At 53.6% G+C, this 25615-nt stretch carries 19 protein-coding genes; 5 read left to right on the top strand and 14 right to left on the bottom strand.

Features of this window, described 5'->3' with window-relative positions; genetic code table 11:
• Positions 1-71: 71 nt before the first annotated feature.
• The 7 genes from HG15A2_RS15600 to HG15A2_RS15570 all read right to left on the bottom strand — a co-directional run bounded on the left by HG15A2_RS15600 (position 72) and on the right by HG15A2_RS15570 (position 9332).
• Positions 72-1532 (bottom strand): mandelate racemase/muconate lactonizing enzyme family protein, encoded by a 1461-nt coding sequence (locus HG15A2_RS15600; RefSeq protein WP_218932009.1) that lies wholly within the window; start codon positions 1530-1532, stop codon positions 72-74.
• A gap of 178 nt (positions 1533-1710) precedes the next feature.
• Positions 1711-3114, bottom strand: coding sequence for a Gfo/Idh/MocA family protein (locus tag HG15A2_RS15595; protein WP_145061117.1), 1404 nt, complete (start codon positions 3112-3114; stop codon positions 1711-1713).
• Positions 3115-3128: 14 nt separating this feature from the next.
• Entirely contained in the window at positions 3129-5459 is a 2331-nt protein-coding gene (locus HG15A2_RS15590; RefSeq protein ID WP_145061115.1) for a polysaccharide lyase 6 family protein, read from the bottom strand.
• A 22-nt stretch (positions 5460-5481) separates the two neighbouring features.
• Entirely contained in the window at positions 5482-5952 is a 471-nt protein-coding gene (locus HG15A2_RS15585; RefSeq protein ID WP_145061114.1) for a hypothetical protein, read from the bottom strand.
• Positions 5949-6275 carry a hypothetical protein gene (locus tag HG15A2_RS15580; RefSeq protein WP_145061112.1) on the bottom strand — a complete coding sequence of 109 codons (327 nt, stop codon included), beginning with the start codon at positions 6273-6275 and terminating at the stop codon, positions 5949-5951. Before HG15A2_RS15580 ends, HG15A2_RS15585 begins: the two co-directional genes overlap by 4 nt.
• Positions 6276-6560: 285 nt before the next feature.
• Positions 6561-7616, bottom strand: a complete 1056-nt coding sequence (locus HG15A2_RS15575; RefSeq protein ID WP_145064095.1) for a DUF1559 domain-containing protein — start codon at positions 7614-7616, stop codon at positions 6561-6563.
• Positions 7617-7739: 123 nt separating this feature from the next.
• Positions 7740-9332 (bottom strand): PEP-CTERM sorting domain-containing protein, encoded by a 1593-nt coding sequence (locus HG15A2_RS15570; RefSeq protein WP_145061110.1) that lies wholly within the window; start codon positions 9330-9332, stop codon positions 7740-7742.
• A 628-nt stretch (positions 9333-9960) separates the two neighbouring features.
• Here HG15A2_RS15570 and HG15A2_RS15565 point away from each other — a divergent pair.
• Positions 9961-10953: a PEP-CTERM sorting domain-containing protein gene (locus tag HG15A2_RS15565; protein WP_145061108.1), complete on the top strand. Its 993-nt coding sequence runs from the start codon at positions 9961-9963 to the stop codon at positions 10951-10953.
• 102 nt (positions 10954-11055) lie between these two features.
• On the opposite strand, the gene HG15A2_RS15560 is transcribed toward HG15A2_RS15565, so the two are convergent.
• Positions 11056-12231: an AraC family transcriptional regulator gene (locus tag HG15A2_RS15560; RefSeq protein WP_218932007.1), complete on the bottom strand. Its 1176-nt coding sequence runs from the start codon at positions 12229-12231 to the stop codon at positions 11056-11058.
• A gap of 375 nt (positions 12232-12606) precedes the next feature.
• Between HG15A2_RS15560 and HG15A2_RS15555 the strand changes: the two genes are divergently transcribed.
• From HG15A2_RS15555 to HG15A2_RS15540, 4 genes are read left to right on the top strand one after another with little or no spacing between them, the layout of a single operon-like run.
• Positions 12607-13560: a sugar phosphate isomerase/epimerase family protein gene (locus tag HG15A2_RS15555; RefSeq protein ID WP_145061104.1), complete on the top strand. Its 954-nt coding sequence runs from the start codon at positions 12607-12609 to the stop codon at positions 13558-13560.
• Between the two features lie 18 nt (positions 13561-13578).
• Complete coding sequence (locus tag HG15A2_RS15550; RefSeq protein ID WP_145061102.1) at positions 13579-13845, top strand: SDR family oxidoreductase; 267 nt, start codon at positions 13579-13581, stop codon at positions 13843-13845.
• 43 nt (positions 13846-13888) lie between these two features.
• Positions 13889-15136, top strand: coding sequence for an NRAMP family divalent metal transporter (locus tag HG15A2_RS15545; protein ID WP_145061099.1), 1248 nt, complete (start codon positions 13889-13891; stop codon positions 15134-15136).
• A gap of 16 nt (positions 15137-15152) precedes the next feature.
• Positions 15153-16892 carry a hypothetical protein gene (locus HG15A2_RS15540; protein ID WP_145061098.1) on the top strand — a complete coding sequence of 580 codons (1740 nt, stop codon included), beginning with the start codon at positions 15153-15155 and terminating at the stop codon, positions 16890-16892.
• Here the strand turns inward: HG15A2_RS15540 and HG15A2_RS15535 are convergent.
• The 6 genes from HG15A2_RS15535 to HG15A2_RS15510 form a co-directional block, all read right to left on the bottom strand.
• On the bottom strand, positions 16881-18005 hold the full coding sequence (locus HG15A2_RS15535; protein WP_218932006.1) for a polysaccharide lyase: 1125 nt from the start codon (positions 18003-18005) through the stop codon (positions 16881-16883). The two genes, HG15A2_RS15540 and HG15A2_RS15535, sit on opposite strands and share 12 nt — an antisense overlap.
• A 969-nt stretch (positions 18006-18974) precedes the next feature.
• Positions 18975-19316 carry a hypothetical protein gene (locus HG15A2_RS15530; protein ID WP_145061096.1) on the bottom strand — a complete coding sequence of 114 codons (342 nt, stop codon included), beginning with the start codon at positions 19314-19316 and terminating at the stop codon, positions 18975-18977.
• Between the two features lie 867 nt (positions 19317-20183).
• Positions 20184-20918, bottom strand: coding sequence for a hypothetical protein (locus tag HG15A2_RS15525; protein WP_145061095.1), 735 nt, complete (start codon positions 20916-20918; stop codon positions 20184-20186).
• 336 nt (positions 20919-21254) lie between these two features.
• Entirely contained in the window at positions 21255-21695 is a 441-nt protein-coding gene (locus tag HG15A2_RS15520; protein WP_145061094.1) for a hypothetical protein, read from the bottom strand.
• A 91-nt stretch (positions 21696-21786) separates the two neighbouring features.
• Positions 21787-22773, bottom strand: coding sequence for a DUF1559 domain-containing protein (locus HG15A2_RS15515; RefSeq protein ID WP_218932005.1), 987 nt, complete (start codon positions 22771-22773; stop codon positions 21787-21789).
• A gap of 88 nt (positions 22774-22861) precedes the next feature.
• Positions 22862-25261: a PEP-CTERM sorting domain-containing protein gene (locus HG15A2_RS15510; protein WP_145061092.1), complete on the bottom strand. Its 2400-nt coding sequence runs from the start codon at positions 25259-25261 to the stop codon at positions 22862-22864.
• Between the last annotated feature and the right edge of the window lie 354 nt (positions 25262-25615).

Below are 25615 nucleotides of genomic sequence, written 5' to 3'. Positions count from 1 at the left end.
CTGGCCTCAAGAGCTGAGGAGTCGACTCGAGAAGCAACAGTTCGAGAAAGGCATGGTTTGGGGAGACGATGTTAAGCAGAGGCGACGCCGAAGCTAGCGGCAGGCGCTCCAAGCTCACGCTCGATTTCGCTCAATCGATAGCCGAAGCCGGGGCCCTCGATGGAGGTTAAATCAAGCTGCCCACCGCGTCGCTGATAGAGGCCCGGATGAACCTTCGCCTCGGGCAACGAAGCGCTAGGGTAGAACTGCATCGCATTGGATTCGACCCCCATGAGTGTGTCCGCATAAGCCGCCAGCAGAACATGAGGAATTTGTGCAAGCATGGGATTGGTCAGGTCCTGGACCATCAAATCCATGCCATGTGCACGTGCCCAGCAGAGACTCAACAGTGCGCCCGTTTGCGTCTTGCAGGTCTTTAAAGCAACCCCCGTCCAGCCAAGCGTTCGTCCCAGCTTCACGAGTTCCCAGTTGTGTGCGCTTTCGTCCATGAGCAGCGGCTTGCGCTCGGAAACGCTGTGCACATCGATGCGGTTTGCTTCCAAATCGTAAGGAAATGGCTGCTCGACATAGAGGATCGCGTCGTGAATGGCTGGTTGCTCTTCGCGTAGTCGGTCTAAGACTTCGTTCACGTAGTCAGGGTTGGTGACCGTGCAGTTGAAGTCGGCAGTGAGCCAAAAGGGACCATGACTCTTGGCGATATGCCCCACTTGAACGAGACGCTGGTAGTCCCATGCCTGGTCGTTCCCTCGCAGCTTCACTTTCAGGCAGGTGATTCCATCTCTTTTAATCCAATCTTCTAACAGAAAAGGCTCACCATCGTTCGGTGCATTGCCATTCAGTTCCGATACCTCCAGAGGATCGAGGCCGCCGACGAGATGCCACACGGGCAACTTCTTCTCGGGAGGAATGATCAGGTAGTCTTCGGGATAACGATCAGAAAAATCAATGTTGACATCGTCGGCCGCTGCCAGGTAGCGCGAGAGGTCGCGATTCATGTACCGACGGTTATAAGTTTGATAGACAGGCACCTTGTTTGCGATACCGTAAGCATCGTGTATCGCGATATCGAATACCGAGCAGCAAACCAGTGCTGCCAGCAAGGGCATGTGCTCGGCCGGGTCGCGATCTTGATTGAATTCGGCGAGAAGTACCGGCAAGATCGACTGCTGAAAATCGTAGCCAATCTCCATCGCGTGGCCGGTGACCTCGAACCCTGACAAGGCGCTGGCCAGGCGAATGCAAAAGTCTTGCAAAGCTTGGTCGCGTGAGGTGTAACTCATATCACACGGCCACACCCAAGGTACGCTTAGTGGAGTCTCGCCCCAGCCTTCGGCCAGCTTACCATCGGTCGATTCAACGAATACTCTAGCCCGCGCGCAGGTAACTTCGGTCAGAGTTTCCGGACCAAATTTTAACGGGACACGTGTGCGTACGGGTAGGAAGAACAATTCCACACCGCGCACGTGCACATCGGTGACTTTCGCCACGGGATTCTTCTTTTGTGCATCGATTTCGAGCGGCTGAGGATTCACTGGTGCTTCGCTTTCCGGGCTTGTCTCGCTACTAAGGTTTAGTGGTAAGTAGGCGTTTTAAATTGCAAAATAAAATACGGAGCCGTAGCGCTAGCCTCGGTTGGCCCGGGTTCATGTCCGGATAGCTTGATTACCCGACGCTAGCGCCGTGGGGTTCAGGTAAATCAAAAATTACGTTCTAAGCTTGCCAAGTCTTGCGGGCAGGACGACTCATGAGAGCTGTTGCTGCGTCGTTGCCAACGAATTGTTCACTCTCAGGGTTCCAGTTCAGTTCTTTTTTCAGGCGTATCGCAATGTTGCCCAGATGACAGACGGTCGCGCTGCGATGCCCTACTTCGATCGGTGCTGCTGGCTCATCACGCGATTTCACGCAATCAATAAAGTTGCGTTGGTGGTCGTCGTTACTCTTGTAGACCTCGGGCACATCGGAGCCGTATCGCTTTTCCTTGATGGAATAAGGAATCGTGGCAAAGTTCCGCCCCTGGTTTTCAATGCGAACGATTCCATCGGTCCCTTCAAACTGGCAACGGACTGAGGGCTCGGCGGTGCGACAAACCAGTTGCACACCATTGGCGTACTCCGCCTCGAAGTGTGCGAAGGTCGGAGCATTATAAAGGCTCCCCTCGGGTAGGTATTCCGCGAAGACATGCTTCACCTTCACTGGCCCGGACTTATCCATTCCCAGGCCCCACTGAGCCATGTCCAGAGAGTGAGCTCCAAAGTTGGTCACTTGTCCGCCCGCATAGTCCGAATTGAACCGGAACCGATACAAGCAGCGGTCCTCGTGGAAAGGTGCGTGAGGCGCGGGGCCAAGCCACATGTCGTAGTCAAACCCTTCAGGCACCGGCATCTCTTTCCAGCCGGGGCCCGGACCCACCTTATTGTGCCGGCCAATGTTGCAGATGACTCGCTTTACGTCGCCAATGGCACCACTTTGCACCAACTCGATCATCTTCATCACGTTGGGGTTCGAACGTTCGTGGCTGCCGGTCTGACAAACGCGATTGTTCTTCCGCACAGCCTCGATCATCGCTTGCTGTTCAGTAATGGTCAGGCCGAGCGGCTTTTCGCAGTAAATATCTTTGCCAGCTTCAGCCGCACGGATCGTCATTTCACTGTGCCAATGATCGGGCGTGACGATGACGACCGTATCGATGTCCTTCCGCTCCAAGATTTCGCGGAAGTCGTTGTAGGCATCACAACCTTTGTAGGTGCCACTCTCACGCTGCTTTCCGTAGTGCTTCTCAACTTCTTGCTTGGCTGGCTCGCGTCCGTAATAGTGCTTTTCCTCTTTGTAGCCGTTGCTACCTTTATTCACGTCGCACACAGCCAGCACTTGGCAATCGTCGTAGCCCAGGAACCGCTGCATCACGGGGAAGCCCTGATTGCCCACGCCAATGCATGCCATGGTGACGCGGTTGCTAGGCGCATTAGCACCAAATGCCGAGGACGGCACAAAGTAGGGCGTTGCCGCCGCGGCAGCTAGAGCCGAGCTCTTCAACGCGGAGTCTTTCAAGAACGAACGACGGTTCAGAGTGCTGTCAGCTTGGCGCTGTGAGTTGTCTTTTGCTGGATTTTGCATCGTTAAGGATCTTCCTATTTTCGAGTTTCGAATCGTTCAAGAATCATTCGCACGGGGTGGCGTTGCCCCCGCTTTAGGCAACCGCTGACTCCGAGACATATCAGCAGGATCAAGCTTGAAGGCTCGGGCACACTGGAGCTCGCAGCCGTGGCTGCCGTTGGATTGAAGTCGAGTTGCCAATTGAGGAAATCAATCCCGTTGACGGCCCCATCTTCGTTACCATCGCCGTCGCCCTGCAACGCACCACTAGCGGTGCCGAAGCCTGTTTGCCAAGCGGCCAGATCGTCCGCATCGACATCGCCATCTTCATCAAAGTCGCTGGCGGCAATCGTAATGTCGAACAGGGCGTCGAGTTCTGAGGGCGTTAGGTTCGCATCTAAATTCAAAACGAGTGCGTCGAGTTCGGCCAGCCCCTCGCGCCTGCCAATGCGAAACTCCAACGGGACATCAACCTCGCCAGAAGAGATCGTGAAAGAATCCCCTATTTCCCAGAGAAATTCTCCGTCTGAAGAAAGCGACTGCTGGTTGTCTGGATCCGTCCCAAAATCATCGGGTGTGAAGATGCTGTCCGAGCTGCCGCTAAAACCACGGGCCCGATAGTAAGCTTTGTAGGTGCCCGCCTGCTCGAAGGTAACATCGAAAACGGCTATCGCATCGTGAGTGTCGCTGGGCAAGTCAGTCCGATTGCCACTTGGGGCCTTAAGGACCTCGCCGCCGAGTGCCTCGGCAACGTTTTCCACGGTCCAAGTGAGGCTGTTGTTATCAGGGTCGAGCAGCGCATCGTAGTCCTCTGCTTGAATCGCACAACCATTGGGGCCGCAGCCGCCGCCACTAGGTAGATTGATCGGGTCGGTGATCCAAGAAGGACCAACGTCGCCATCGGAAAGCGGCTTGCGCACGATAGTCGACATGGAAAATTCATCCGCACCCACATCGTACACGCCAATCCGCGGTTGACCGTCCATATCGTCGATCAAATGGGCGGAGTAATCTCCTTGGGCGGCGTTGATTGCGGGACTGGTACTGTTGGGCCGCCACAGTCCATCGGCGGCGAGTTGTAGCTGGGGATCCACAACGCTAATGCCCGAGTCACCTGCCTTGGGTCCCAGGTTGCCACCGAAGGCGATGTTGCCTTCCCAGGTCCAGTTGGCACCTTCGTTGCCTTCAAAGATCGTGGCCCCGGAACTTCTCAAGAGGTTATTGGCGATGGTTACATCCTCTGCCAATAGCGTGCGACCGCTGCTGCCTAGCCCATCGTCGAAAGTGATTTGATTGCCGAGGGTATTCACAATCGTATTGTGAGCAATCAGGGCACCCTTCACCTGGAAGTATTGGTTCAACTCCGAATTGGGCACCCCTGCAGAGATAGAAATCGCGGCACCGGCTCGATCATCAACATTCGCAATGTAATTGTTGACGATCGTCTGCCGCTCGCCGATGACGCGAATTCCACCCGACTCATTCTTATTCTCGCCAAGGAAGAAATTGCCTTCCACAAGCGTATCGTTGCCATGTCGCAAGGTCAGCGTACCCGCCGACTCGCGAAAGGTATTGTAGCGGTAAGTGTTACTGCCCGATTTGTTGGAGATGATCTCGACTTCGCCCTCGGTGCGTTCAAACAGGTTGTTCTCGACCACCGTGTTCGAATTGCCCATTGAACGCGCACTCGTACCGATCCGAATGGTCTCGAAACCATTGGAGCTGCTGGGGTTAGTAGGCTCCGGTCGATCGACAAAGTGGTTGCGATCAATCTGGTGGTTCTGGGACAGACTCAAATTATCGTCTAGACGCACCACGACCGTGACGCCCGAGTGGTTTTGCCCTTCAAAGCGATTGTTATCCACCCGGTTATTCTGCCCAAACATTTCCAACCAGTGGTAGCGATCGTCGACGTTGGTCGGGTTGTAATTGACGATGGCTGAGTTGGTGAACCGGCTATTGGTCGCCTCGCCATTGTTGCCGCGAAACTCCACGATGGCGTTGGAGCCGTCGTTGAGGGCCCCTCCTTCAAACCGCAGCCCATCGACCACGAGCCAATCGCCCGAGATGTTGAGCGTGGAGTTGCCGTTGAGAATCACCCCACCGGGTGTTTCGGCACGGAGGGTGATCGGATTGGCCGAGGTGCCATCGTCAGAGAAGTTGATCGTTTGGTTGGTCCACGTGCCGTTGGTCATGATCAACGTGTCACCCGGCCCGGCTTGGGTGTTGAGCACGCTGGTGATTTCAGAGGCGCTGGAAACGAAGAAGTCAGCTGCGGGTGCACAGGTAGCGAGACACAGTACGAGGGCTGTGCTCAGTACTAGTTGCCTTGTTGGTGATTCAGTAGGTCGTGGACGTTTCCGCAAAGTGCTATGCCTTCAATGATAACTATTTCATGACAAACGGCTTGCCGCCGTTCCAAGTGAGTTCGATCTTTAGGTCATCGGTCGCTTCAGTGATTTCGTACTTCAACCGAGAAGTGCGGAAGTCTGCGTATTGCGGCGGCGCAAGCCACCGGACCTTTGCCGGGCCTGCTAATTCGTAAGAGGAAACTTGCACACGGTGGGTCCCAAGAACCACACCATCATTACCGTCGTAGCACGTGAGTTTGAATCTTCCCTGATCGTCTAATCGGCCAGTCGAAGGCCGCGCACCTTCGGGCACAAATTTCAGGTTGCCTGATTTCAAGGGCTGCCCGTCGATAAGCACTTGCCCCGAGACCTGCACTCGTTCTGGTCGACCATCATCGCACCCCACGGAGAGCAATAGACCTAATGAAAGCAGGGCCGCCGCCGTTCTAGGAGTTGTCAGACCTGCTAGGCACGAGTCTCGGGAATGAAGTTGCGTTTCTCCTATCATTTTTCTTGCAGCTCCTTTTGATTTTTCTGCTTGTTGGGCGCTTCATTGATTCCAGTAGCAATTGGTTCTGTCTCAACCGCTCCTTCAGATTGTTCAGGGAACTCTCTGACGACCTGGCTCAGCTCAATTTGCAAATCGCTCTTGGCTGATACGATCTCTACTTCTATTCCAGAAGTTCGATAATCTGCGTAGTGGCTTGGCGCTAGCCAGCGCATCTCTTTTGCCTCTTCGCCAATCATTTCAGACGCTGAAACAGCAACTTGGTAGCGCCCGGGTAAGATATCTAGTTCATTGTCAGGGTTAGAGACGGAGAGTTCTTGCAACTTGAACGACCCGTCTTTACCGATGGGACTCGAAACAGGTCTTCCGCCGGTGGGAACGAATCGAATGGATCCACTCTCTAGTGGGCTGCCGTCAAGAAGTACCACACCCGCAACGGGGACACGTCCCTCATTTCGATTGTTCCGTGAACACCCCGCTGTGAATGAGCAGAAAAGCAAAGACACAAAGACAGTCCAGAATAGGCAATTTGCGTCGCTCTTCTGTTTCATGATTTCACGCAGTTCACGGGTCTTGCAGTGACTTCTAAAATTCCAGTTATGGTTGCGTCAATCGCCAGCGCAGAACTCTTTGTCGTCCACATCAATCTGCGGAGGAGTCGGGAACGGCCCTCCCGTATCAGTCACGGTAGGATCGCCATCGATGGTCGACATGTTCTGATACAGTTGGAAATCAATCGATTCGCTAACAAACTCGACATGACCATCCACCAAGACAAAATGAGCACCCCCAGGATGACGACTAGCAAACGCGCCGTTCGCCTTTTGGTTTTCATCGAGGACGACTGCTTCAGCCCATGGCGGTGAGTTCAGTGCTACGGCAGTGAATCGAAAACTGTCGAGATAACGAAGCGTATTAGTCCAAACATTTCGTGAGTCGACTACCAGTGCTGCATCATCTGGATTCATTACCCCAACGGATGTCTCGATGACTTCACCCACAGAATAGGTATTGCTTGTGCCATCTTGAATTTGTTTGAGTTTGACTTTCGTGTAATACAGATGCGGACCCGTATTATGATGCTTCACCATACATGCATTCACTGAGCTATACAGGCTGTTGCCATTGCCACCTCGGTGTCCGCCGTTAAATGCGTAAGACCCAACAGCGGGCGCTGGTCCGGAACCCGTATAAGTTTCTAAATGCGACTCGCTTCCCTCAGAGGGGCAAACGAAGAATCCAACCACTTCAGACATCGCCTCCTCACGCGCATCGGTTCTCCACACCCCGGAGCTATAGTCTTTGGCTGGCCAGATGCTCTCGTTGTTGTAAATGTCCAACCGGTCGAAAAGGTTTTCTTGCTCGAGGAACGGGAGCAGCAAGACAAAGCCGCTCGCACCAGAGCGACCCACGGCAGTTGTTAAATGCGCCATCTCCTTTGAGCTGGTCGAATCCGGACCCAGGCGAGCAGGGACCAAATGACCAACGGCACTTTCGCGATTGAGATCGGCGAGCCCAACTTGCTTGAGATTGTTCTGACAAGTCATCCTCCGCGCGGCCTCACGCGCAGCCTGCACAGCGGGTAGCAATAAGCCAACTAATACACCAATGATCGCAATCACGACAAGCAATTCGACGAGCGTAAAGCCTTTGGATTTCTTCATGGTTAATCCTTTGTTGGCATCCTTGGCTAAGGATGCGGGTTCAATTCGTGTTTTCTACCGAGTCGCAACTAACGTGGTAGGTGCGGAGTTGGATCCAACACAGTCGCCTCGTATTGGGGCGACTCAATGTTGACGACGGCGAGTGCCCATCAAGAGCAAGGTGCCGAGGCAGAAGCTGATGAGTGATGAGGGTTCAGGGACCGCTCCTGCACTGGCGGTTGCTGGTGGTGCACCGTAGCCTGCTTGCCAGTCAGGGATGAGGCTCGAATCATTGACTTGAAGATTCAGAAAGTCCGCACCATCCACATCACCATCTGGCTCGGTATCAATTCCACCCTCAGGGGCATTGCTACCGTTCACCTCAACAGTGAAATCGTCGATCAGAAAATCGAACTCATCTGAGTCCGAGGCACCGGCGAGCGCCATAGTAAAGTAATCCCATTTTTCGCTAGAAAATCCAGCTGAGAGGATACCTTCGCTCAGTGAATCAAAGCCACTGAGTGAGTAAGTCTCAGCAGGATCATCAAGGTCGGTGACGGTCACCGTGGCTCTGATGTTATCGCCATCAACCATCGGATCGGTACTACCGCCCGTTTCGTCAAAACGCTCCAGAGAGAGTGAAATATTGTAGCGACTGGTGTTGGACATGTTGAGGAATTCAGGGACCGGCGCTTCATCGTCTGGCAAGGCTACTGTCTGATTATCAGTACCCGACAGCCACTCTTCGGCGTCCCCCTCATTGGTCTCTTCGTTGATGCGAGCATAATTACCATTGGCTTGCTGATCGATGCCGGTCATTAAGTCGATGTCCGTTCTGGTGCTAGCCTCATCTTGCAACGGAAGCCGCACGTACCAGCCCGCGTCACCGCTTCCATCGGGCCGATTGCCACCGCCAAACACCGCAAGGTCGCCCCGGAACAACCCATTCTCTAAGCCCCAAACTGCTGGGGTAAAACCGAGGCCTGCGAACGCGTTGCTTTGCCCCAACTCGTTATCAGTATCCTCGTACAAACCGAATCGCAGTTGACCAAAATCGGGGACTTGATTCGTTGCGTTGGCTCCGTTGTAGTTCGGGGCGCTCATCCACACTCGAAAATCAAAGCTAACTTTAACCTCGTCACCCACTTTGGGGCCAAGTTCGATAGTGCCTTGCTTGCCGTTGGAGTAGTCGCCATCGGTTTCGAAAAATCCACTAAAGGAACGACCACGCCCTCTCACCTCAGCGGTGAGCGCGTAACCTTTGCCAAGAGCTGGGACATGCTGGATTTCGTTGGTGCTCGGGATCGTGTTCAAGAACCCTTGATTGCCAACTGTCTCGGGGAGATAACCTGCCGAGTCGTTGATGATCCTTGCCTGAGCCGATGGCGATCCCGAACCAGTAGACCCGAAACCGGCTGTTGTCAGCCAACGAATTCCTGTGTCACTGGCATCGTACACACTGTCGGTAATATCAGGGCCGACAACCATCGTGTTAGGGGCATAGATAGCAGGTGAATCATTTTGCACCATGTTCACAGTGTCATAGAAGGGTATGTAGTCGCCGTACACGTCGTCACCCTCAAATGCCAAGCCATCGTTATTGATGTCTCCATCGCCGAAGCCATCGTAAATGACGACACCAGCCAACGCCTGCGTAGGTGTGACGGCGGCGAATGCAACGACCGCGAGGAGGACGACACCAGAGAATTTCAGAATCGGAGTGTGAATTACGCGCATCGGGAAAAGCCTTTCAAAGTATAGGTGCAAATTCGGATTCAGCTCGACACCAGGAGACGACAAGACGCACCCAGGCTGACAACTGATTTAATCTGCGTAGAACTCTGTCCAGGAGAAGTTACAGGAGAAGATAATTTCCGTACCCTTAGATTGCTTGAATACTACAAAAGCAGCAATCCAATTACACGGATTGCGCTTCCGATTATTATACAGAAAACAAGTCAGCAGATTCCTGTATTTCACGGGGCGGACAGTGGCAGATTCGCCCTTTCAATTGATTGCCGCTAGGGGCTCCGCTGCTAATCTAGTGCCTGGAATTGCGGTGAATCATAATCTTGGCCCTGTTGAGGCTAGTAATTGCGCATGTTCTCCTCGCGGGTGCAGTGGATGCAGGGGAAGTTCTCGACTGGAAGGCACTGGGCGACGATGTTTAGCGGGAAATAACGGGAAAATCGGAGTACCAATCTGTAAAATTGGATTGCTGCATTCCGAGCTGCAGCACTTAATGAAAGGGAAGCTTATCGGAAGCCGCGTCTGGGGGAGGTTTTTCACAGATCTGTGGCCACGTGTGTTCGCATATGCGATTCACACGGTCTTGTTTTCTCATGTTCCAAGGGAGATTGTTCTAATGAGTGCACAACGCAGGGGTTTCTTTTTGTCGTTGGCGGCTTGCATCGCTGTATGCATGCTCGCCACTTCTCTACGAGCTGCGACGACCACGATCGTCGACGATAGCTTTGCCGATGGCGATTTCGCCAAGACCGGCGCTCTGGACACCAACTGGTGGACCTCTTCTTCCAGTTCAGGAAAGGAAATCTCGGTCGGTTCGCTCGGTTTGGTAACTGGCACCTCGGGTCGAGGTATTCACACAGTCTTCCCAACACAATCACTTACGAATATCGGCGACAGTCTCAAGGCGAGCTACAGCTTTACCACGCCTGCGACCATTGACACTTCGGGCGGCAATGGCAGTGCTCTTCGAATCGGCTTATACGACACCTTGGGTCGCGCTGGACTCGATGCAGATATAAGTGCTTCTTCCGGCAGCCCTAACGATCTCTACGGCTGGGGAATAGCTGTTGGTGGACCCGGCACATTAGCTATACCAGGCTACATGCTTGATATGGACGTCTTCAACGACGGAGAAGCAGCCAATGCCACCGAGTCGGACTTAAACTTCCGCGCACACGCTAGCAACACGGTTACCGGAACAGGTCGCCTGATGGCTACAACATCGGGCTTTGACAGTGTGCCAAGCAGTGGTCCGGACGTGGGCTACACGTTCTCTCCAAACACGGATTACGAGGGCTCGTTCATGGTCACTCGCATCAGTGCAACCGAATTTGAACTGACAGCAACATTGTCCGGTACGAGCGTTGGTACAAGCGGAGCATTCAGTGCAAGTCACACGACAACCGATGAGTTCGACTCGGACTCATTTGGCTTCCTCGGTTTCCACACGAACTCGAACAAGTTTGGTTCGTCAAACTCCGCAGGTGATGCTGACAACGGTATCGATTTCTCGAACATCAAGATCGAGTTCTCGCAAGTTCCTGAGCCTTCGAGCATGATTCTGCTGATGGGTGCGATGTTTGCGATTCCTGCTATTCGTCGCAAGTAGGCAAGAGTCTAATCCATTAACTACGCAAGCCCGACCTCAGCTAGCTGGGGTCGGGCTTTTTTTTGTTTGTCGCGGAAAGTACGGCAATTTCTGTCGCTGGGCTCACTCCAAATCGCGGAACTTGTTCCGATAAGCCGTCGCAGTCATATCCTCGTTCTTGCGGAACACATCGCAAAAGTACTTCGGCTCGCTAAAGCCACTGCGGATGGCAATCTTAGCGATTGGTAGTTCCGTTTCGCTTAGCAGGCGTTTGGCACGAACTAGCTTCACACGCGTGATTTCTGCTTTGATCGTACGACCAAGAAGCCGCTTTATGCGGCGTTCGAGCGTGCTCGGAGACTTCTTGGCACGACGGACGACTTCGCTCACCTTGATGCCTTCGATGGCATGTTCACGAATGTAACGAATGGCGATAGCAACCTCCTCGTCCTCAACCGAAAGCATGTCGGTCGATTGCCGAGCCGCCACGCCCCGCGGGGGACCAAGTAGTACGGGCTCAGTCGGAGGACTCTCGCCATCCATGATTCGAGCCAGTAGCGCTGCGGCCTCATAGCCAATACGACTGGGGTTCACATCGATGGAGCTCAATTGAGGTGTCGCCAACTTGCAAAGATACACGTCGTTATCGACCCCCAGCACGGCGACTTCATCGGGGATCCGCAGTTCCGCCCGACGACACGCATCGAGAACCTGATGCCCACGATCGTCGTGGCACGTCATGATTCCAACCGGCTTGGGCAATTTGACGAGCCACTTGGCAATGCGTTCCTGTTGACGCTCCCAGCTCATTGAGCTTCCAGGCTTTTGCTCGTCGAGGAATACCTGGCACTGGAAGCCGGCCTGCTCAACATGATCGACAAAGTAATCGCAGCGCCGGTCTTGGTTCGGATTCTCGCCGCGCGGCGTACCACAAAATGCGAAGTGCCGAAGTCCGCAATCTTGGAGGTGATCAAAAGCGAGTTCGGACACGGGCCGGTTATCGACACCGATAAATGGGAATTCCAGATCGGGATGCACGCCGCGCAGATCGACGGCAGGAATTCCCGATTCGATAATCGCGTCGGCCATGTGCCGGTCTTGGATGCGACCCAAGATGCCATCGCCCTGCCAGTTCTTTAGCCAAGTAGGGGCTGGGTCGTTCAGGCCGTGAGGTTCGAAGTATATGGACCAGGGTCCATGTTCTTGGTGGTAGCGGGCGACGCCACGCAAGAGGCCGCGCGCGTACTCGCGCGAGGTTTCGATGAGTAGTGCCACGTGTGGGATTTTGCCTGAAGCCACGATCGTCCATCCGCCATGGTAGGAACGCGAGAAAGGAGAAGATGCGCCGAATCTACAGTAGATACTAGCTGAGGGAATCCTGTTTTTCAGCATTTGCATCCGTATTTTCTACATTTCTCGTGGTGAGGATAGTACCCTACGATAAGTCTGAGCTCACCTAGAGTGGCCAAGACGTGCAGGAGTAGGCGGGACTGCTGCTGTCAAAATTTCTGAATCGGCTGCCGTTTTTTTAGCTCTCTTCGCACTCGTTTGCCTGTTAAGTTGCATTAGTGTGGCAATAGCCAATCGCAAGGGATTCGTCATAAGAATCAGCCACAAGCAAATCGCAGCCAATGCGTCTGCGTAAACTCCTCGCACCTTCAACGCAGAGTCACTATGTCCGATATCCAGTCCATGGAGCGTCGTCACCTAGAGCGTCGCCAGTTTATTTCCCAGGGTGTCCTTTCCGCCGGTGCCGTAGCCTTGGCAGGGCCGCTAAGCGTAGCAAGCGATACCTTAGCGAAGGAATCCGCCAGCGTTTCAGCGACTAACGTCGGCAGCTATCGGATCTGTGCTTTCGAGAAGTTCCTGCAAGATCTCTCTTACGACGAGCTCGCGGACACGATTGCCGAACTGGGCTTCGTGGGCGTTGAGGCAACCGTGCGTAACAAGGGGCACGTCCAGCCAGAGCGTGTTGAAGAGGACCTGCCTAAGCTGGTTGAGGCGCTCAAAAAACGGGATCTTGAAGTCACCACGATGGCCTCAGACGTGCTGAACCCGCAGCAGCCGCTGACTGAAAAGGTTCTCCAAACCGCAGCAGGTTTAGGAATCAAGAGCTACCGTATGGGTTTCTACCAGTACGACCTAAAGAAGCCGATCCTGCCGCAGCTCGACGCCATTCGCCCACAAGTCGAAGAGCTTGCGGACTTCAATCGTCAGCTGGGTATTGGCGCGTTGTATCAAAACCATTCCGATGCAAAGTTTGTGGGTGCGACGCTGTGGGATTTGCATTCGCTGCTGCAAGGCATCCCCAAGGACCAAGTCGGCAGTGCGTTCGACATTCGTCACGCGACAATCGAAGCCGGACTCTCTTGGCCTGTGCTTTATGACATCATGAAGCCGCACATCGGTGCGCTATTCGTGAAAGATTTCCAGTGGGATGGCAAGAAAGCGAAGCACGTTCCCCTGGGCACCGGTCGCGTGGATCCCAAGTTCTTCGAGTTGGTCCAAGAGGACAACTTCCAAGGACCGATCTCGCTGCACGTGGAGTACCTCGGCAAGGAAGGCACCCAGGCGAATATCGATGCTCTGCGTCGCGACTTGAAGGTGCTACGCGAGTGGCTGAGTTAGCCTACGGCACAGTCAAAGGTGCCATCTTACCATTTTACACGTAAGCTGGCCCCCGACCTGGCAGGCGACAACATACACGCGAATCCGGGCATCATTCGCACGCGTTTCCACGAAAAGATGACCACCGATCAACCGAGATACGACCTCGCCAATCGTATTCAGTTGCATCGCGAGGGCACCAGCGAAGATGTGGCCGAAGTGGTGCGCTCGCTCACGACCAACCAATTGAAAACGGGCGAGTCCGTCGCCATTGACGGCGGCATGGGCATGCAAACCGTTTGTTAGGTCACGTCTACCAATATAAACGCCGACCCCCGAGTCGCTTCTCTTGATCCAATCTCTACTCCGCACCTTCCGCTCGGCACTCCCCGGCTTGTTCCTCGTCGGGTTCACGATCGGCACAGGTAGCGTCACCTCGATGGTGAAGGCCGGGGCCGATCACGGCATGAGCTTGCTGTGGGCTTTGCTGCTTTCCTGCCTTGCCTCGTATGTGCTGTTCACTGCATTCGGCAAGCTGACAGCGATAAGTCGGCTTACGGCATTGCAAGCCATCAAGCTGCACATTCACCCGGGCGTATCCCTGTTTATCTTGATCGCGCTGGTAGTATGCGTGAGCGGTAGCATCATGGGCGTCATGGGAATCATTGCGGAAGTGTTGGAAGAATGGTCTACGAGCTGGAGCCCCTACCCCATTCCCGCGCTGGTTTGGGCGGCGCTGATAAGCGTGCGCATTGTTATTGCCCTCTGGCGAGGGAACACAAAGAGCTTTGAAGTGCTGCTCGCGTCTCTCGCTGGCATCATGGGAGTTTGCTTTCTTGCCAATGCAGCGCTCACCATGCCTGCGTTCAGTGATATCGCAGCAGGATTCGTGCCGCGCATTCCACAGGATACCAGTGACGGCAACGGCTCGTCTGGTTTTCTGGTAGCCGCGAGCATGGTGGGCACGACTGTGGCGCCGATCGTATTATTCTTCCGCTCGCTATTAGTCCGCGAACAAAACTGGAGTATTACAGACTTGAAGCAACAGAAACGCGATGCAGCGATTAGCTCCGTGCTCATCTTCGTGATCAGTGGTGCGATCATGGCCTCAGCAGCGGGGAGTTTACACGCTAAAGGAGCTTCCTTGCAGCATGCGAAGGAAATGATCCCACTGCTCAAGCCGTTAGCCGGCAGTTTGGCGGTCGTGATCTTTGTGATCGGCATTACTGCAGCCGGAGTTTCCTCGCAGGCCCCCAATGTGGTCGCGTTCGCTTGGCTTCGACGTGACTATCGCGGTGAGGGAGCGGAAGTTACCACGTCTGTCGACCGCTGGCTGGTTGCCGGCATGGCGACGCTCGGGCTTGTCGTGCCAATCTTTCATGCGCGGCCCGTGTGGATCATGCTCGCCTCCCAAGCTCTCGGGGCGGTGCTCTTGCCTACTACGGTGATCTGCCTTTTCTACTTGCTCAACAAGCCCGCCGTCATGGGCGAGCATTGCAACCGTTGGACTGAGAATATTGTTTTAGGCCTGATTGTTCTGTTCGCCTTGGTCATGGCCGGCATAGGCTGCTACGGACTGCTGACCTCCTCAACCTGATTCTCCTGAGTCTGAAATGCCTGATGGAAACCCTGACGACTCAAGCCTCCGAGACGTCGAACGCGATCGCCAAACAATCCTATCGGCTCGCTCACGCGGCAAGCTCGCTACGCTTGGAGCCTTCACGAAGCTGTCTGGTCCCGGATGGATGCAAAGTGCTCTGACCCTGGGTGGCGGCACGATGGGTAGCAGTTTGTATCTCGGCGCACTCGCTGGAGTTAGCATGATCTGGCTTCAGCCGTTTGCCATGGCACTGGGCGTCATCATGCTTAGCGCAATCAGCTATGTGACACTTTCGACGGGTGAGCGGCCTTTCCGCTCGATCAACAAACACATCAACCCGGTGCTCGGCTGGTCGTGGCTGATCGCCGCACTTATGGCGAACATGGTGTGGTCGATGCCGCAGTACTCGCTGTGCTTTGCAGTGGCAGAACAAAACCTGTTTCCTGAGGTTTTCTCAGGCGATGGGCTGCTCGCTCCAACGGCAAACTACCCCAATTTGGGCAAGTGGGTAGTGTCAATCGCCATTCTCGTACTGTGCACATCTGTAACTTGGAGCTATGGCAGCGGTAGCTTCGGAATAAAACTGTATGAGGGGCTACTAAAAGTCGTTGTTGCAGTGATTGTAGTCTGTTTCTTTGGCGTCGTTGCGCGCATGGCCATGATTGGCGACGGAGTAGATTGGGCTGGCGTACTCTCCGGCATGATCCCCAAACTGCACCACTTGTACGCCCCCTCAGAAGCCTTTTCACCCTTTCTAGATGCCATTGCAGATCCGGCTGCGCGAACCTACTGGTATGACTACATCGTGAGTCAGCAGCGTGACGTAATGATTAGCGCTGGCTCGGCTGCGGTAGGAATCAACATGACCTTCTTGCTTCCCTACAACCTGCTATCGCGGGGCTGGAAAAAAGACTTTCGCGGCATGACAATCTTCGATATGGCCACCGGCACGTTTATACCCTTCGTCCTTGCCACAGGGTGCATCGTGATCGCAGCGGCGACGCAGTTTCATGCTCAACTACCCGAAGGCGCAACGGCGCAGGGGACGACCATCGAGGTGCCTGAGCACATGGAAGAAAAGTACGGCAAGCTACTCGAAATGCGGCAGTCTTCAGAATCACTCTCTGCAGGAGAACTCCCCGAGGAAGTTTCGCTGCCAGAGCAGCAACTCGCGGCCATGCTCGTAAAGAGAGACACCTATGACCTCGCGAAATCGCTCGAGACACTATTTTCCGATGGCAAAGGCAGCGGGGGCCGGCTGTTCTCCAACATCGTATTTGGCGTCGGTGTTGTGGGCATGACGCTTTCTTCCATCTCATTGATGATGCTGATCTCCGGGTTTGTCATCTGCGAGCTCGCCGATCGTCCACCCATCGGTTGGTTGTTCCGCATCGGCTGCTTAGCGTCGGCTAATGGAGTGCTGTGGCCGTTGATCTGGGCTAACGAAACCAAGGCGTGGCTTACCATTGTGGCAGGCGTTTACGGTGCCATGTTGTTGCCGGTTGCGTACGTTACGTTCTACTTGCTCATGAACCAGGAGTTGTTGCTCGGCAAAGAACGCCCCCGCGGCGGGAAACGGATTGTGTGGAACGCGCTCATGGCCGTTGCCGCCCTGGCAGCCACGGGTGCGGGCATTTCAGCGATCATGAAGCACGCCGGCTACAAGGGGCTCGCGTTCGCCGGCGCATACATCTTGCTAGTGCTGGCCGTGCAATTCTGGCGCAAGGCTAAATCGCAAAGCTCAGCTGTGTAGGGCTCGCGAGCAAAATCCGGCACCAAGAAGTAAAAGCAGAAGCGCTGCACTAGTCGGTTCGGGCACGGCGCTGAGTTGCGGTGCACCCACATATGCTTGTTGCCAGGTGAGAAAGTCGCTGCCATCGGAATCTGAATCGCTATCGGCGTCCGCAGCATCGGTAATGCCGTAAGCAGCTTGCCACTCGGTGAGGTCATCACCATCAATATTGCCATCGAGGTCGAAGTCACCGGGGGAGCCGATAAACTCTGTGGAGATGATGAAGTCGTCGTAGTAAACGAACTCATCCTTGCTGGCTTCCCAAATAGTACTACTGCCACCAAAGAACGTGCTAAAGTAAAAATTGTCGATTCCGAAAGCAGTTGTATCGCGCCAGCGGATGTCTTGTCTGTCGAGGACCATTTCCCCATCTAGCCAAGCCTGCACGATACCATCGTGCTGCGTGGGCGTGTTCATCACCACGCGATGTTGCAGGTGGTACCACTGGTCAGACTCAAACTCCTGCCACTGGCCAGCGGTATTGTCGTCCCAGCGTAGGTCTTCACCGAATTCCGTCGGTTGGTCCGGATGATAAGCGTACTGCACGATCTTGGCCACCGTGGTATCACCCTGCGGCGATCCTCCCGAGCCATTAGTTCGCCACATCATTCTTGCGCTCCAGCCATCAAAGCCAGTCGGCTTGTTGCCACCCGTGTTGTCCGCACCGCCGCTGAAACCTGGCAGTTTCCCCCCACGCACAAAGTTGAAGTTGTCATCAAAGCGGATGCGGTAGCTCACAAACAGTTCCTCGTAGTCGGTACCCAAAGGCACTTTCCACTGCGACTTCCCATTGTTGGATTCACCCTGGGGATACTTCACCACCAACGACTTCGTACCATAGGCATTGGCATCGTCGGTGATCGCTACGCGCCCCTCGTCTACACCGTTGTTGGAAGTCGTGCCGTTCCAGTCGTCTTCTAGATTGCCAACGGTATAGATGCCGACCGGATCATCTTCAAAGTCGTTTGTAAAAATGACCACGGCCGTCGCTTGCTCGGTTGCAAACGCCATGAAGACTCCTGCTACGACCAAGGCAATGGTTACGTATTCTCGAAGCGAGCCGAATGCTGACATGGATTTCACTATTAGCTGGGCCTGTGACTTGCGATGAAAAGCAAAGTTGAGAGACAGAGTTGAGATGTAGCATGGGCGAGATTTCCCGCCCCAGCCGATTTCATCGTAACGGGGTAACCGCATCTACAATTCTAGCCACTAGATTCAATTCTTGCGTACTGAATTCCTGGAGTGCAATTCTGATAATCTAGTTCATCCTTCAGTCACTAGGATGCAAGGTGCGACAAGTGCACGATGGTCGTGTTTCCGTGCTCTAGCTGCACGAAGAAGATTAGGACGGTAGCGACCGGATTCAGCGTCGATTCGTACCACTTCGTGCCCGCGCCGCGGCAAGGCTTGGTCCGCTACGGCAGTTTCTCGCTTGCTCGCCTAACCACCTACAAACTCATCCCCGGTCCCCGGGGTGACGCTCGTGCCGTACTGGTCGTTGTAGAGGGCCACCTCAGTACGACAGAAAAAAACCCCCGAAGACATCCGGCTTTTGCACCCAAAAATCGACGTTTTTCCTAGCAGAGCAATAGTCAAACAGCCCGCGCCATAGCACTAGGTGCCGCAGATAGCGGGGACCGACGCTCAAAGAGACGGTAGAAATAGGCAGTCGGCGAAGATAGCCAGCCTAGAAGGACAGCCAGCCAAATGAACCAGCCAAAATATATAAGTGGAGCCGAGGGGGATCGAACCCCTAACCTCCGGCTTGCAAAAATAGTCTTAGAACCACGAGTTTTTGGCGTTTCCCTCGGTGTTTAGGCCCAATATAGCCAATGCCGATGCACTTGCAAACAGTTGCAGCGGGATGCAAGAAACATCGGGGAATCGCGGTATTTACATGGAGCCGGATCGCGCAAAGCGGTACGCGAGGGACGCCGCCTAGGGGCGTCAGAGCCGCCCGTACACTGCAGGAGTGTGAGATGTACTATCAGAGTGCTGAGCGGTCTGGAGCGGCTCTGCGCAGCTCCTGTAGGCAGCCTCCTACCCACTCGCGGTGGGTGGTGAATCCGTAGCCCAGGTGCGATCTTGTTCCGCGTGCTCAAGCGCTTGGTTCTCGCCTTCCATAGCGATCACAGTCCGGCACACGGCCATGGCGAAGCGATCGTCTTCGTTGCACTTATCGAAACTCGCACAAAGATCATCGACCACGGCTTGTCTGACCTCAGGCGGCACGGGCCATCCGTATCGGATTGCTCTACGAACTAGGAGCAGGTCTCCGCGATCTACTGGCAAACCGTTCCCCCAGCCCCCATGCGTTCTTGAGGAGCTTGCGGTCGCCTCCGCCCTTCGACGGTCTCGTTTCCGCTTCTTTCTGCTTGGCACTGCGACGCCTCCCGTAGCCTCAGAAAGGTGAGTCGGACTTGGCGGGTTACTCTGGCCCCGAGGTTCTTCACCACGCGCTTGCCCAGTCACTAGGTTGGGTACAATTCCGCTCTTGGTGTTGATGGTTAGAGTATGGCAGGTCTAAGAGCTATCTTTCAAGGCGGCAAGCTTTCAGTGCAACTGTTTGCAATTTCTTGAGCTAGATATTCTGTGAGTTCAACGCACATCATTGATTTGCGTGGAAAGGAATCTCTTCGCGCCAATGAGCGTCACCAACACGCGTAACAAATTGCCGTTCCCAACCTTTGTGACCAGCGACGCGAGTTAGCGTTTCACGCAACCTGCAGACGTTGGTGCAACGGCCAGCAGGGAGGGAATCAGCTTCGTGACTTCGGTGGGGGGCTCCTGCCGCACGAAGCAATTTGCATATTCTGCTAAGGTGAAGATCACCTCATGCCGTTTGTGCAGATTGCAAGACCCAGCGGGTTGCCCAACCGCTCACACAAAGCAAGAAACTCAAACTGCAGGAGGTCGACTTCTCGAACCGACTAATGTGGATTGCAAAGCTGGATGCAGGAAGCCCATTCGAGTCCGCGTCCGATGCCCTGCTTCCGTTCGGGCTACGCACTTACTCCAGCAGCCCACGTCCCAACCCTTTACCTGACCCGCCACGAATAGTGATTCCTTCGCGCACAATCCGATTGCCACCTGGACGATTCCTCGAAAGGTCATGCAACTCTGATTTAGAAATCAAAAGCAACGGCACGCGACCTGCCCTCGTCGCGAGCCGTTGTCTGAATAGATGTACCTATCTCACAGACCTAAATCAAGTTGCCTGTGAGGGGAACTAGAAGTCCAAACGCTGAGCTAAACACGTCGTCGCCGGCAGAGCAGCGCCAGTGGCGAAAGTAGCGCTGAGAGCATCAACGTGCTAGGCTCGGGTACGGGAAGTTGGCTGGACAGAGCCAAAGAAAACTCACGCTGTCCAGAATTTATTGGGGAGCTATCTTCATAGGCTGCTCCAAAAAGATAAGTATTGTTGCTAGTGCTACCGGTGCGATACCAAGCGAGCCCACCTGTCGCGCCGGGGTTATCGACCGAGTCAAAGTTAGTCAATTGAAGTGCATACCCTGTTACTCCACTGTCTCTCTGCGAAATAGTTTGAGGAGTGTCGAGGACGATACTGGCAATACGATTCGAAGTATCATTATTAAACAGTTCAGGAAACACCACAGATTCAGTCAGGACTGGTGTTCCGAGCGTAAGAGTACCTGGAACCACGTCGTCTACTTCATAGATGGTCAGATCTGCAGTTAGGTCTCCCGTAAATCCGTCGTTGTTCTTGTATCTCAAGTAGATGGAACGCAGGTCAAAATCTGCGTTTACTTGAAATGTCTGCGAGAGGGTGCCGAACTGATCACCGCTAGTGCTATCCGGCGTGACAGAGTGGATATTCGGGTTAGCTGTCTCAACTTCAGGGCTGGCAGGCCACCATACAATAGGTTCGTGCGCGGTGGTTACATTTGTGGCACTAGCGTCTGCCGCTAGCAAGAGAACCGCCAGGAAAGCCAGGTAAGACGCTTGATAAGGATGTCGCTTCATTAGTACTCCTCCCAAAAAGTAGCGGAATGATCTCCGCGTGAAAAGAAAACTCCTTTACACAAAGAAAATGAGGAACACTCAACCAGGTGGAAAGATCTCACTAGTGTGTGCGCTCACTTCCTTAGTAACAGGACCGAAACCTGGCCAATAGGACAAGAAAAACAATATCTCTGCGGGTAAAACTCGAATTCCACATCAAAAAACTGATGTCACTGAGATCATTCAGTCTCACAAAGTCACGTGCAACCGCGCATCCTCTACGACTACCGTCTTACACTAACCACATTCAGACAGCATTAACAGCCAGCAAGTATTTCCAGCGTAGTAGGTAAGAATTCACTCCTTAGTCGTGAGTCCCAGTACAAGTTTATTTTGTTCTCCGGGTTTCACGTCAATCGATAGCCCAGAAGTATTCGACTTACCGTATCTCTTCGGAATAGGAACTCTGTTCTTCTTTCCTCCACCTTCGTCTCGTGGGACTGGTTTAATGACAACTGTGTGGCTGCCAACTTGTGCACCGTCAGCATCCCCGTACGTGCCAATCACAAAAGTTCCGTCAGACTGAATTGCACCTCTGCCCATCCGCCCCTTTCCAACAAGGATCGATACGTACCCCTCCGCAAGTGGTTCACCATCGAGTGTCACAACTCCGCTTACTGGGGCAACGCTCAACTCGTGACCAGAGCCCCCGCAACCGGGGAGTAATACCAGAAACGCAACCGTTACAATGCCGCACCACGATCGGAGTAGCTGCAGCTGCAGACATAGTTGTCCCATTCTGGCTCTCTTACGAAAAAATGTATCAATTCGGTTTCAATCAACGTTCACTACGTCTGCGAATCTACGTTCTTTTGGCAAGCACAATCTCTCAAAACTCGGGAATGACTTCTGCCGCCTGGCGAGAAGCAAAGTAAAAGAGTGTTCTCATTTCAATGTTTTCACTAAGAAACTGCACTGACGCGTCCGCCATAGCGAAATGGGCCCCCCCCGGATGCGACGAACCGAACGGTACATCGTTTCGCAGGTTACCTTCAGGGGCAGTGTTGATTGGATAAGTAACGTTCTTTGCCGAGTAACTATACCTAACATGCGCGCCTACCCACCAGGGACGGTTAACAAGCCTGTCCGGATCTCCGTGAGCGTTTTCCCCAATAACAAAAGTATTGGTAGTACCGTCAGCAATGCTACGGAAATCGGCACCTTGTATGGGAGTGATTACGCCGTTATTGGCAAAGAACCCACCACCACCAGAGAAGCAATCAGGCTCTCTTCTTCCAGTAGCTTCCTCCTTCTGCATGGTGTAAGGGCTTCCCGGATCATCGCAATCAGACAGCAGAGGAGGCATCACGGGGTCTTCGGTGACATTTGCTCCGAGGATGCCTATGTAATGGATTGCATGCGGCCCGTCTTCCCAGACAGTTGAACCCGATGGGGCGTAGTTGAGTCTTTGTGTTGGTTGGTAACTGGGGCACTTTAATTGGGTCATCTCAGTGCTGCGCAAAAGGTTCAGGTTATCCGCCTCTTCCCAGCTAAGTAGTGGATTGATCCTATCGTACAGATTTGCCTGCTCCATAAACGGCAAGAGCGAAACCGCGTATCCCCAGCGAGGTTGACCAACGGCATCATTGCTCAAATTTCGTGTCGAGGAGGGGAATCCCTCATTTGTGTCAGCGTAATTCTGGCATGCCAGGCCGAGTTGTCGAAGTTGGTTCTGACATGTGGTTCGGCGGGCTGCTTCTCGAGCTGCTTGGACTGCTGGAAGTAGTAACCCCACCAGAACGCCGATAATGGCAATCACAACCAATAACTCAACTAGGGTAAACGCCTTCTGAGAAACTCTCGACATTCTACTCATGATTAACTCATCCTTCCTTTCCATCGATCGTTTTGGAATAGGATGTCTCCTGTAGCATTGTCCGTGCAACACGTGAGAAACCTCACTTCTAGCGACGTCGCCTTACAACAAGAGAGACAATCGCCATACTCATCATTACCAGAGTGTTGGGTTCCGGAACTGCCTGAATGGATACCGAAATAACTTCCAGCTGCACCAGCGTTGAGCTTACATAATTGATCTGGAACGTTAAGCCTGCCATCTTTCCTTTCGGATCGACGATGGTAAAACCATCGAAGGTGCCCACGATTGATCCACTACCACCGGAGCTGCTCTCGCCAGATTGAAGTTGCCAAGCCAAGAAATCCAGTCCGTTGGAGAGACCGTCTCCGTTGGCATCGGCATTATCATCGACACCGTAAGCCGTTTCCCAATCCGCCAGATCAAGTCCATCGACTGTTCCGCTGCCGTCGAAGTCTGCTGCCAGCAGAGGGCCTCCACTGATGTTGATAATGTCAAACGTGTCACCGACAATGGGGTCGTACACAGGATTGATCTCCAATGGCAGGCCAGGCCTACTATCCGGATCGACATAGATTTGCAGAGTACCATCGAGAGTGATGGTTCCATCTGCAACAATCGAATCGAATTCCCCAGCTGCCGTGCCATTTACCTGCATACGGGTAAAAGTGCCGTTGGCAAGCGTCAGATCGCCGGAACGAGTACCGCTATCGGTGAGTGTTAATTGGTAGGGGTAGCGCCAATCGCCTGTCTCTTTCGCCTGATACCCCACTTCCAGGATCCCACCGGAATTTACAACCACTTCGCCGATTGCAACGCTATGATCGGGTGTCACGGACTCGTGCCCCATTTCAAGCGTTCCCTTGTTGTTGACTACAACTTGGGCATTAGGCTGGCTGCGACGGATCTCTACATCTACATAGTCGTTGGTGGTAATCGTACCTGAGTAGTCATCAACTGGCAGAGTCTCAGGCTCACCTGTTGAGCCGATTTCAAATTCATTGCGGGTTCGTGTCGCAAAGGTCGGATCTGCTGCCGTACCGTTTACTATGATGTTGGCAGAACCCGTCAAGCCTTGGGTGACGAATAGCCGTAATTCGTCAACCGGAGGAGAATTGGTCAAATTGACCGTCACCTCCGCATTCGCGACAATTTTGTCAGGCCCCTGGAGTCGCCCAGTCGCGATGTCCGATTTATGCTCGATCTCTCCTGGCTGATTAAAGGCGAAAGTACCGCCTGCCGAAGATGCGCTGCCATCGATAACGACCCGATTCGCCCCAGTCGAGTTCATTACGAGCGTTCCACCAATTCCCTCACCATCTTCGAAATGAACTTCATCTCCATTGCCATTAAAATTTACGGTGCCCTTGAAGCCATCGGTAGCGGTAAGCCATAGATGCGAAGATGAACCGTTTCCTTGAAAATTGACGACGCCTTCACCGGATAAATCAACATCCATAAAGACGCTTGAACCGGCATCGGGCGTAAAATTTGCAGATCCATCTAAATCAAGGTCATTGAGGGGAGTCGCCGAGAGTTTGCCGAGTGCGAAATCGCCGGATGCTGAGCTCACGAGAGTTCCCCCTGCTTCCACGATCATTTCTGGTATATCAGCCGCATCGAAAGTAACATCAAGCGTTCCGCCGCTCTGAGCTACCACTTCGCCTCCAGAAAAGCTGGCGGTGTTCGCTGCAACAGTGTGGCCACCGACAATGTTGTAAGCATGCGTGGCGACAGGCACTGCCCCTGAACTCCATGTGGATGCATCATTGATGTTGCCTGATTGAACAGACACGAATATTGGCAGCGGTGGTGGCAAAGCTTGCGAAGAAAGGCCCAAGGAGAAATCTCTACCCCCGAGCAGCGGTTCTATCTCATCGGGACCGATATAGCCCGATCCCCCCGCATACACATTGCCTGCCGAATTCCCCGAACGCCTCCACTCAAAATCTGTTTGAGGTTGGTCAATAATTCGAAAAGCATAGCCGGCAGTTCCTGCAGTACTGGGCAGCGTAAGTGGGCTATCCAGAAAGAGTCTCATGATGGTGTTGCCACCTTCGTCAGGCGCAGCAAACATTTCGGTCAGGAGGAGGTTATTTACATTGGAATCTTCCAGTAGGGTCGCGCCGACATCGGCAACTGAGTAGATCTCTAGCCCCAGGTTGATAGGAGTGCCGTCACTCAGGCTGTTGTAATTCATATAAATGCTGTTTAGATCAAAGCCAGTAGTCACCTGAAACGTTTGAGAAAGACTTATGGGAACGTCTGTAGGATCCGCGGTTGATTGCCAGCTAAAGCTTGATGTGAGATCGGCAGTAAGAACTTCGGCCATATCGACGCCCGTCCCCTCTGTTGGCCATGTCACGTCATCGACGTCGATCGTAATTGCAGCCAAGGAAGAAGAGGCGCACGATAAGAGCACACAAGCTGCCAACAGATTATGAGCCAGTATCCTGAGGCAACGATCATGCTTGGATTCGGATATCATTATGCGATTCTCCTAGAAGCTTGCACTGCATAAGATCAGAGACGAGGTGTATTGGATACGAATTGGCGCTCAGAGAAAGACGAAAAGATGGAATGCATTGGTGCCGCGAGCGAACCACCACCATTTAGTTTACTGGCCGGACACTTCCATAGCCAGCAGCTGCCGCCGGAAGGAAATCTCACCTGAACCCGATTAGACAGCCTTCCTTAACGGGTCTTCACAAAATGCAACTACTAATCTGCGCTACACGCGATTGCTTCTCACATCGACTCAAGTAGCGAAAAAGGCCATCTAACTTGCCGAAAGGGCTTTATTGCAACCGCTATCCCAACGTAGTGCTCTAACACGCGTTGC

Origin of the sequence: Adhaeretor mobilis (assembly GCF_007741515.1) — a bacterium.
GTDB lineage: Bacteria > Planctomycetota > Planctomycetia > Pirellulales > Lacipirellulaceae > Adhaeretor > Adhaeretor mobilis.
The sequence above is the reverse complement of the archived record's forward strand: the minus strand, read 5'-3'. Positions and strand labels throughout refer to the sequence as shown.

Coding starts and splice junctions, on each gene's coding strand:
- HG15A2_RS15575 (WP_145064095.1), bottom strand. CDS start 7,616: ATGAAGAAATCCAAAGGCTTTACGCTCGTCGAATTGCTTGTCGTGATT.
- HG15A2_RS15525 (WP_145061095.1), bottom strand. CDS start 20,918: ATGAAGCGACATCCTTATCAAGCGTCTTACCTGGCTTTCCTGGCGGTT.
- HG15A2_RS15520 (WP_145061094.1), bottom strand. CDS start 21,695: ATGGGACAACTATGTCTGCAGCTGCAGCTACTCCGATCGTGGTGCGGC.
- HG15A2_RS15510 (WP_145061092.1), bottom strand. CDS start 25,261: ATGATATCCGAATCCAAGCATGATCGTTGCCTCAGGATACTGGCTCAT.
- HG15A2_RS15555 (WP_145061104.1), top strand. CDS start 12,607: ATGTCCGATATCCAGTCCATGGAGCGTCGTCACCTAGAGCGTCGCCAG.
- HG15A2_RS15515 (WP_218932005.1), bottom strand. CDS start 22,773: ATGAGTAGAATGTCGAGAGTTTCTCAGAAGGCGTTTACCCTAGTTGAG.
- HG15A2_RS15570 (WP_145061110.1), bottom strand. CDS start 9,332: ATGCGCGTAATTCACACTCCGATTCTGAAATTCTCTGGTGTCGTCCTC.
- HG15A2_RS15595 (WP_145061117.1), bottom strand. CDS start 3,114: ATGCAAAATCCAGCAAAAGACAACTCACAGCGCCAAGCTGACAGCACT.
- HG15A2_RS15585 (WP_145061114.1), bottom strand. CDS start 5,952: ATGATAGGAGAAACGCAACTTCATTCCCGAGACTCGTGCCTAGCAGGT.
- HG15A2_RS15565 (WP_145061108.1), top strand. CDS start 9,961: ATGAGTGCACAACGCAGGGGTTTCTTTTTGTCGTTGGCGGCTTGCATC.
- HG15A2_RS15540 (WP_145061098.1), top strand. CDS start 15,153: ATGCCTGATGGAAACCCTGACGACTCAAGCCTCCGAGACGTCGAACGC.
- HG15A2_RS15535 (WP_218932006.1), bottom strand. CDS start 18,005: ATGTCAGCATTCGGCTCGCTTCGAGAATACGTAACCATTGCCTTGGTC.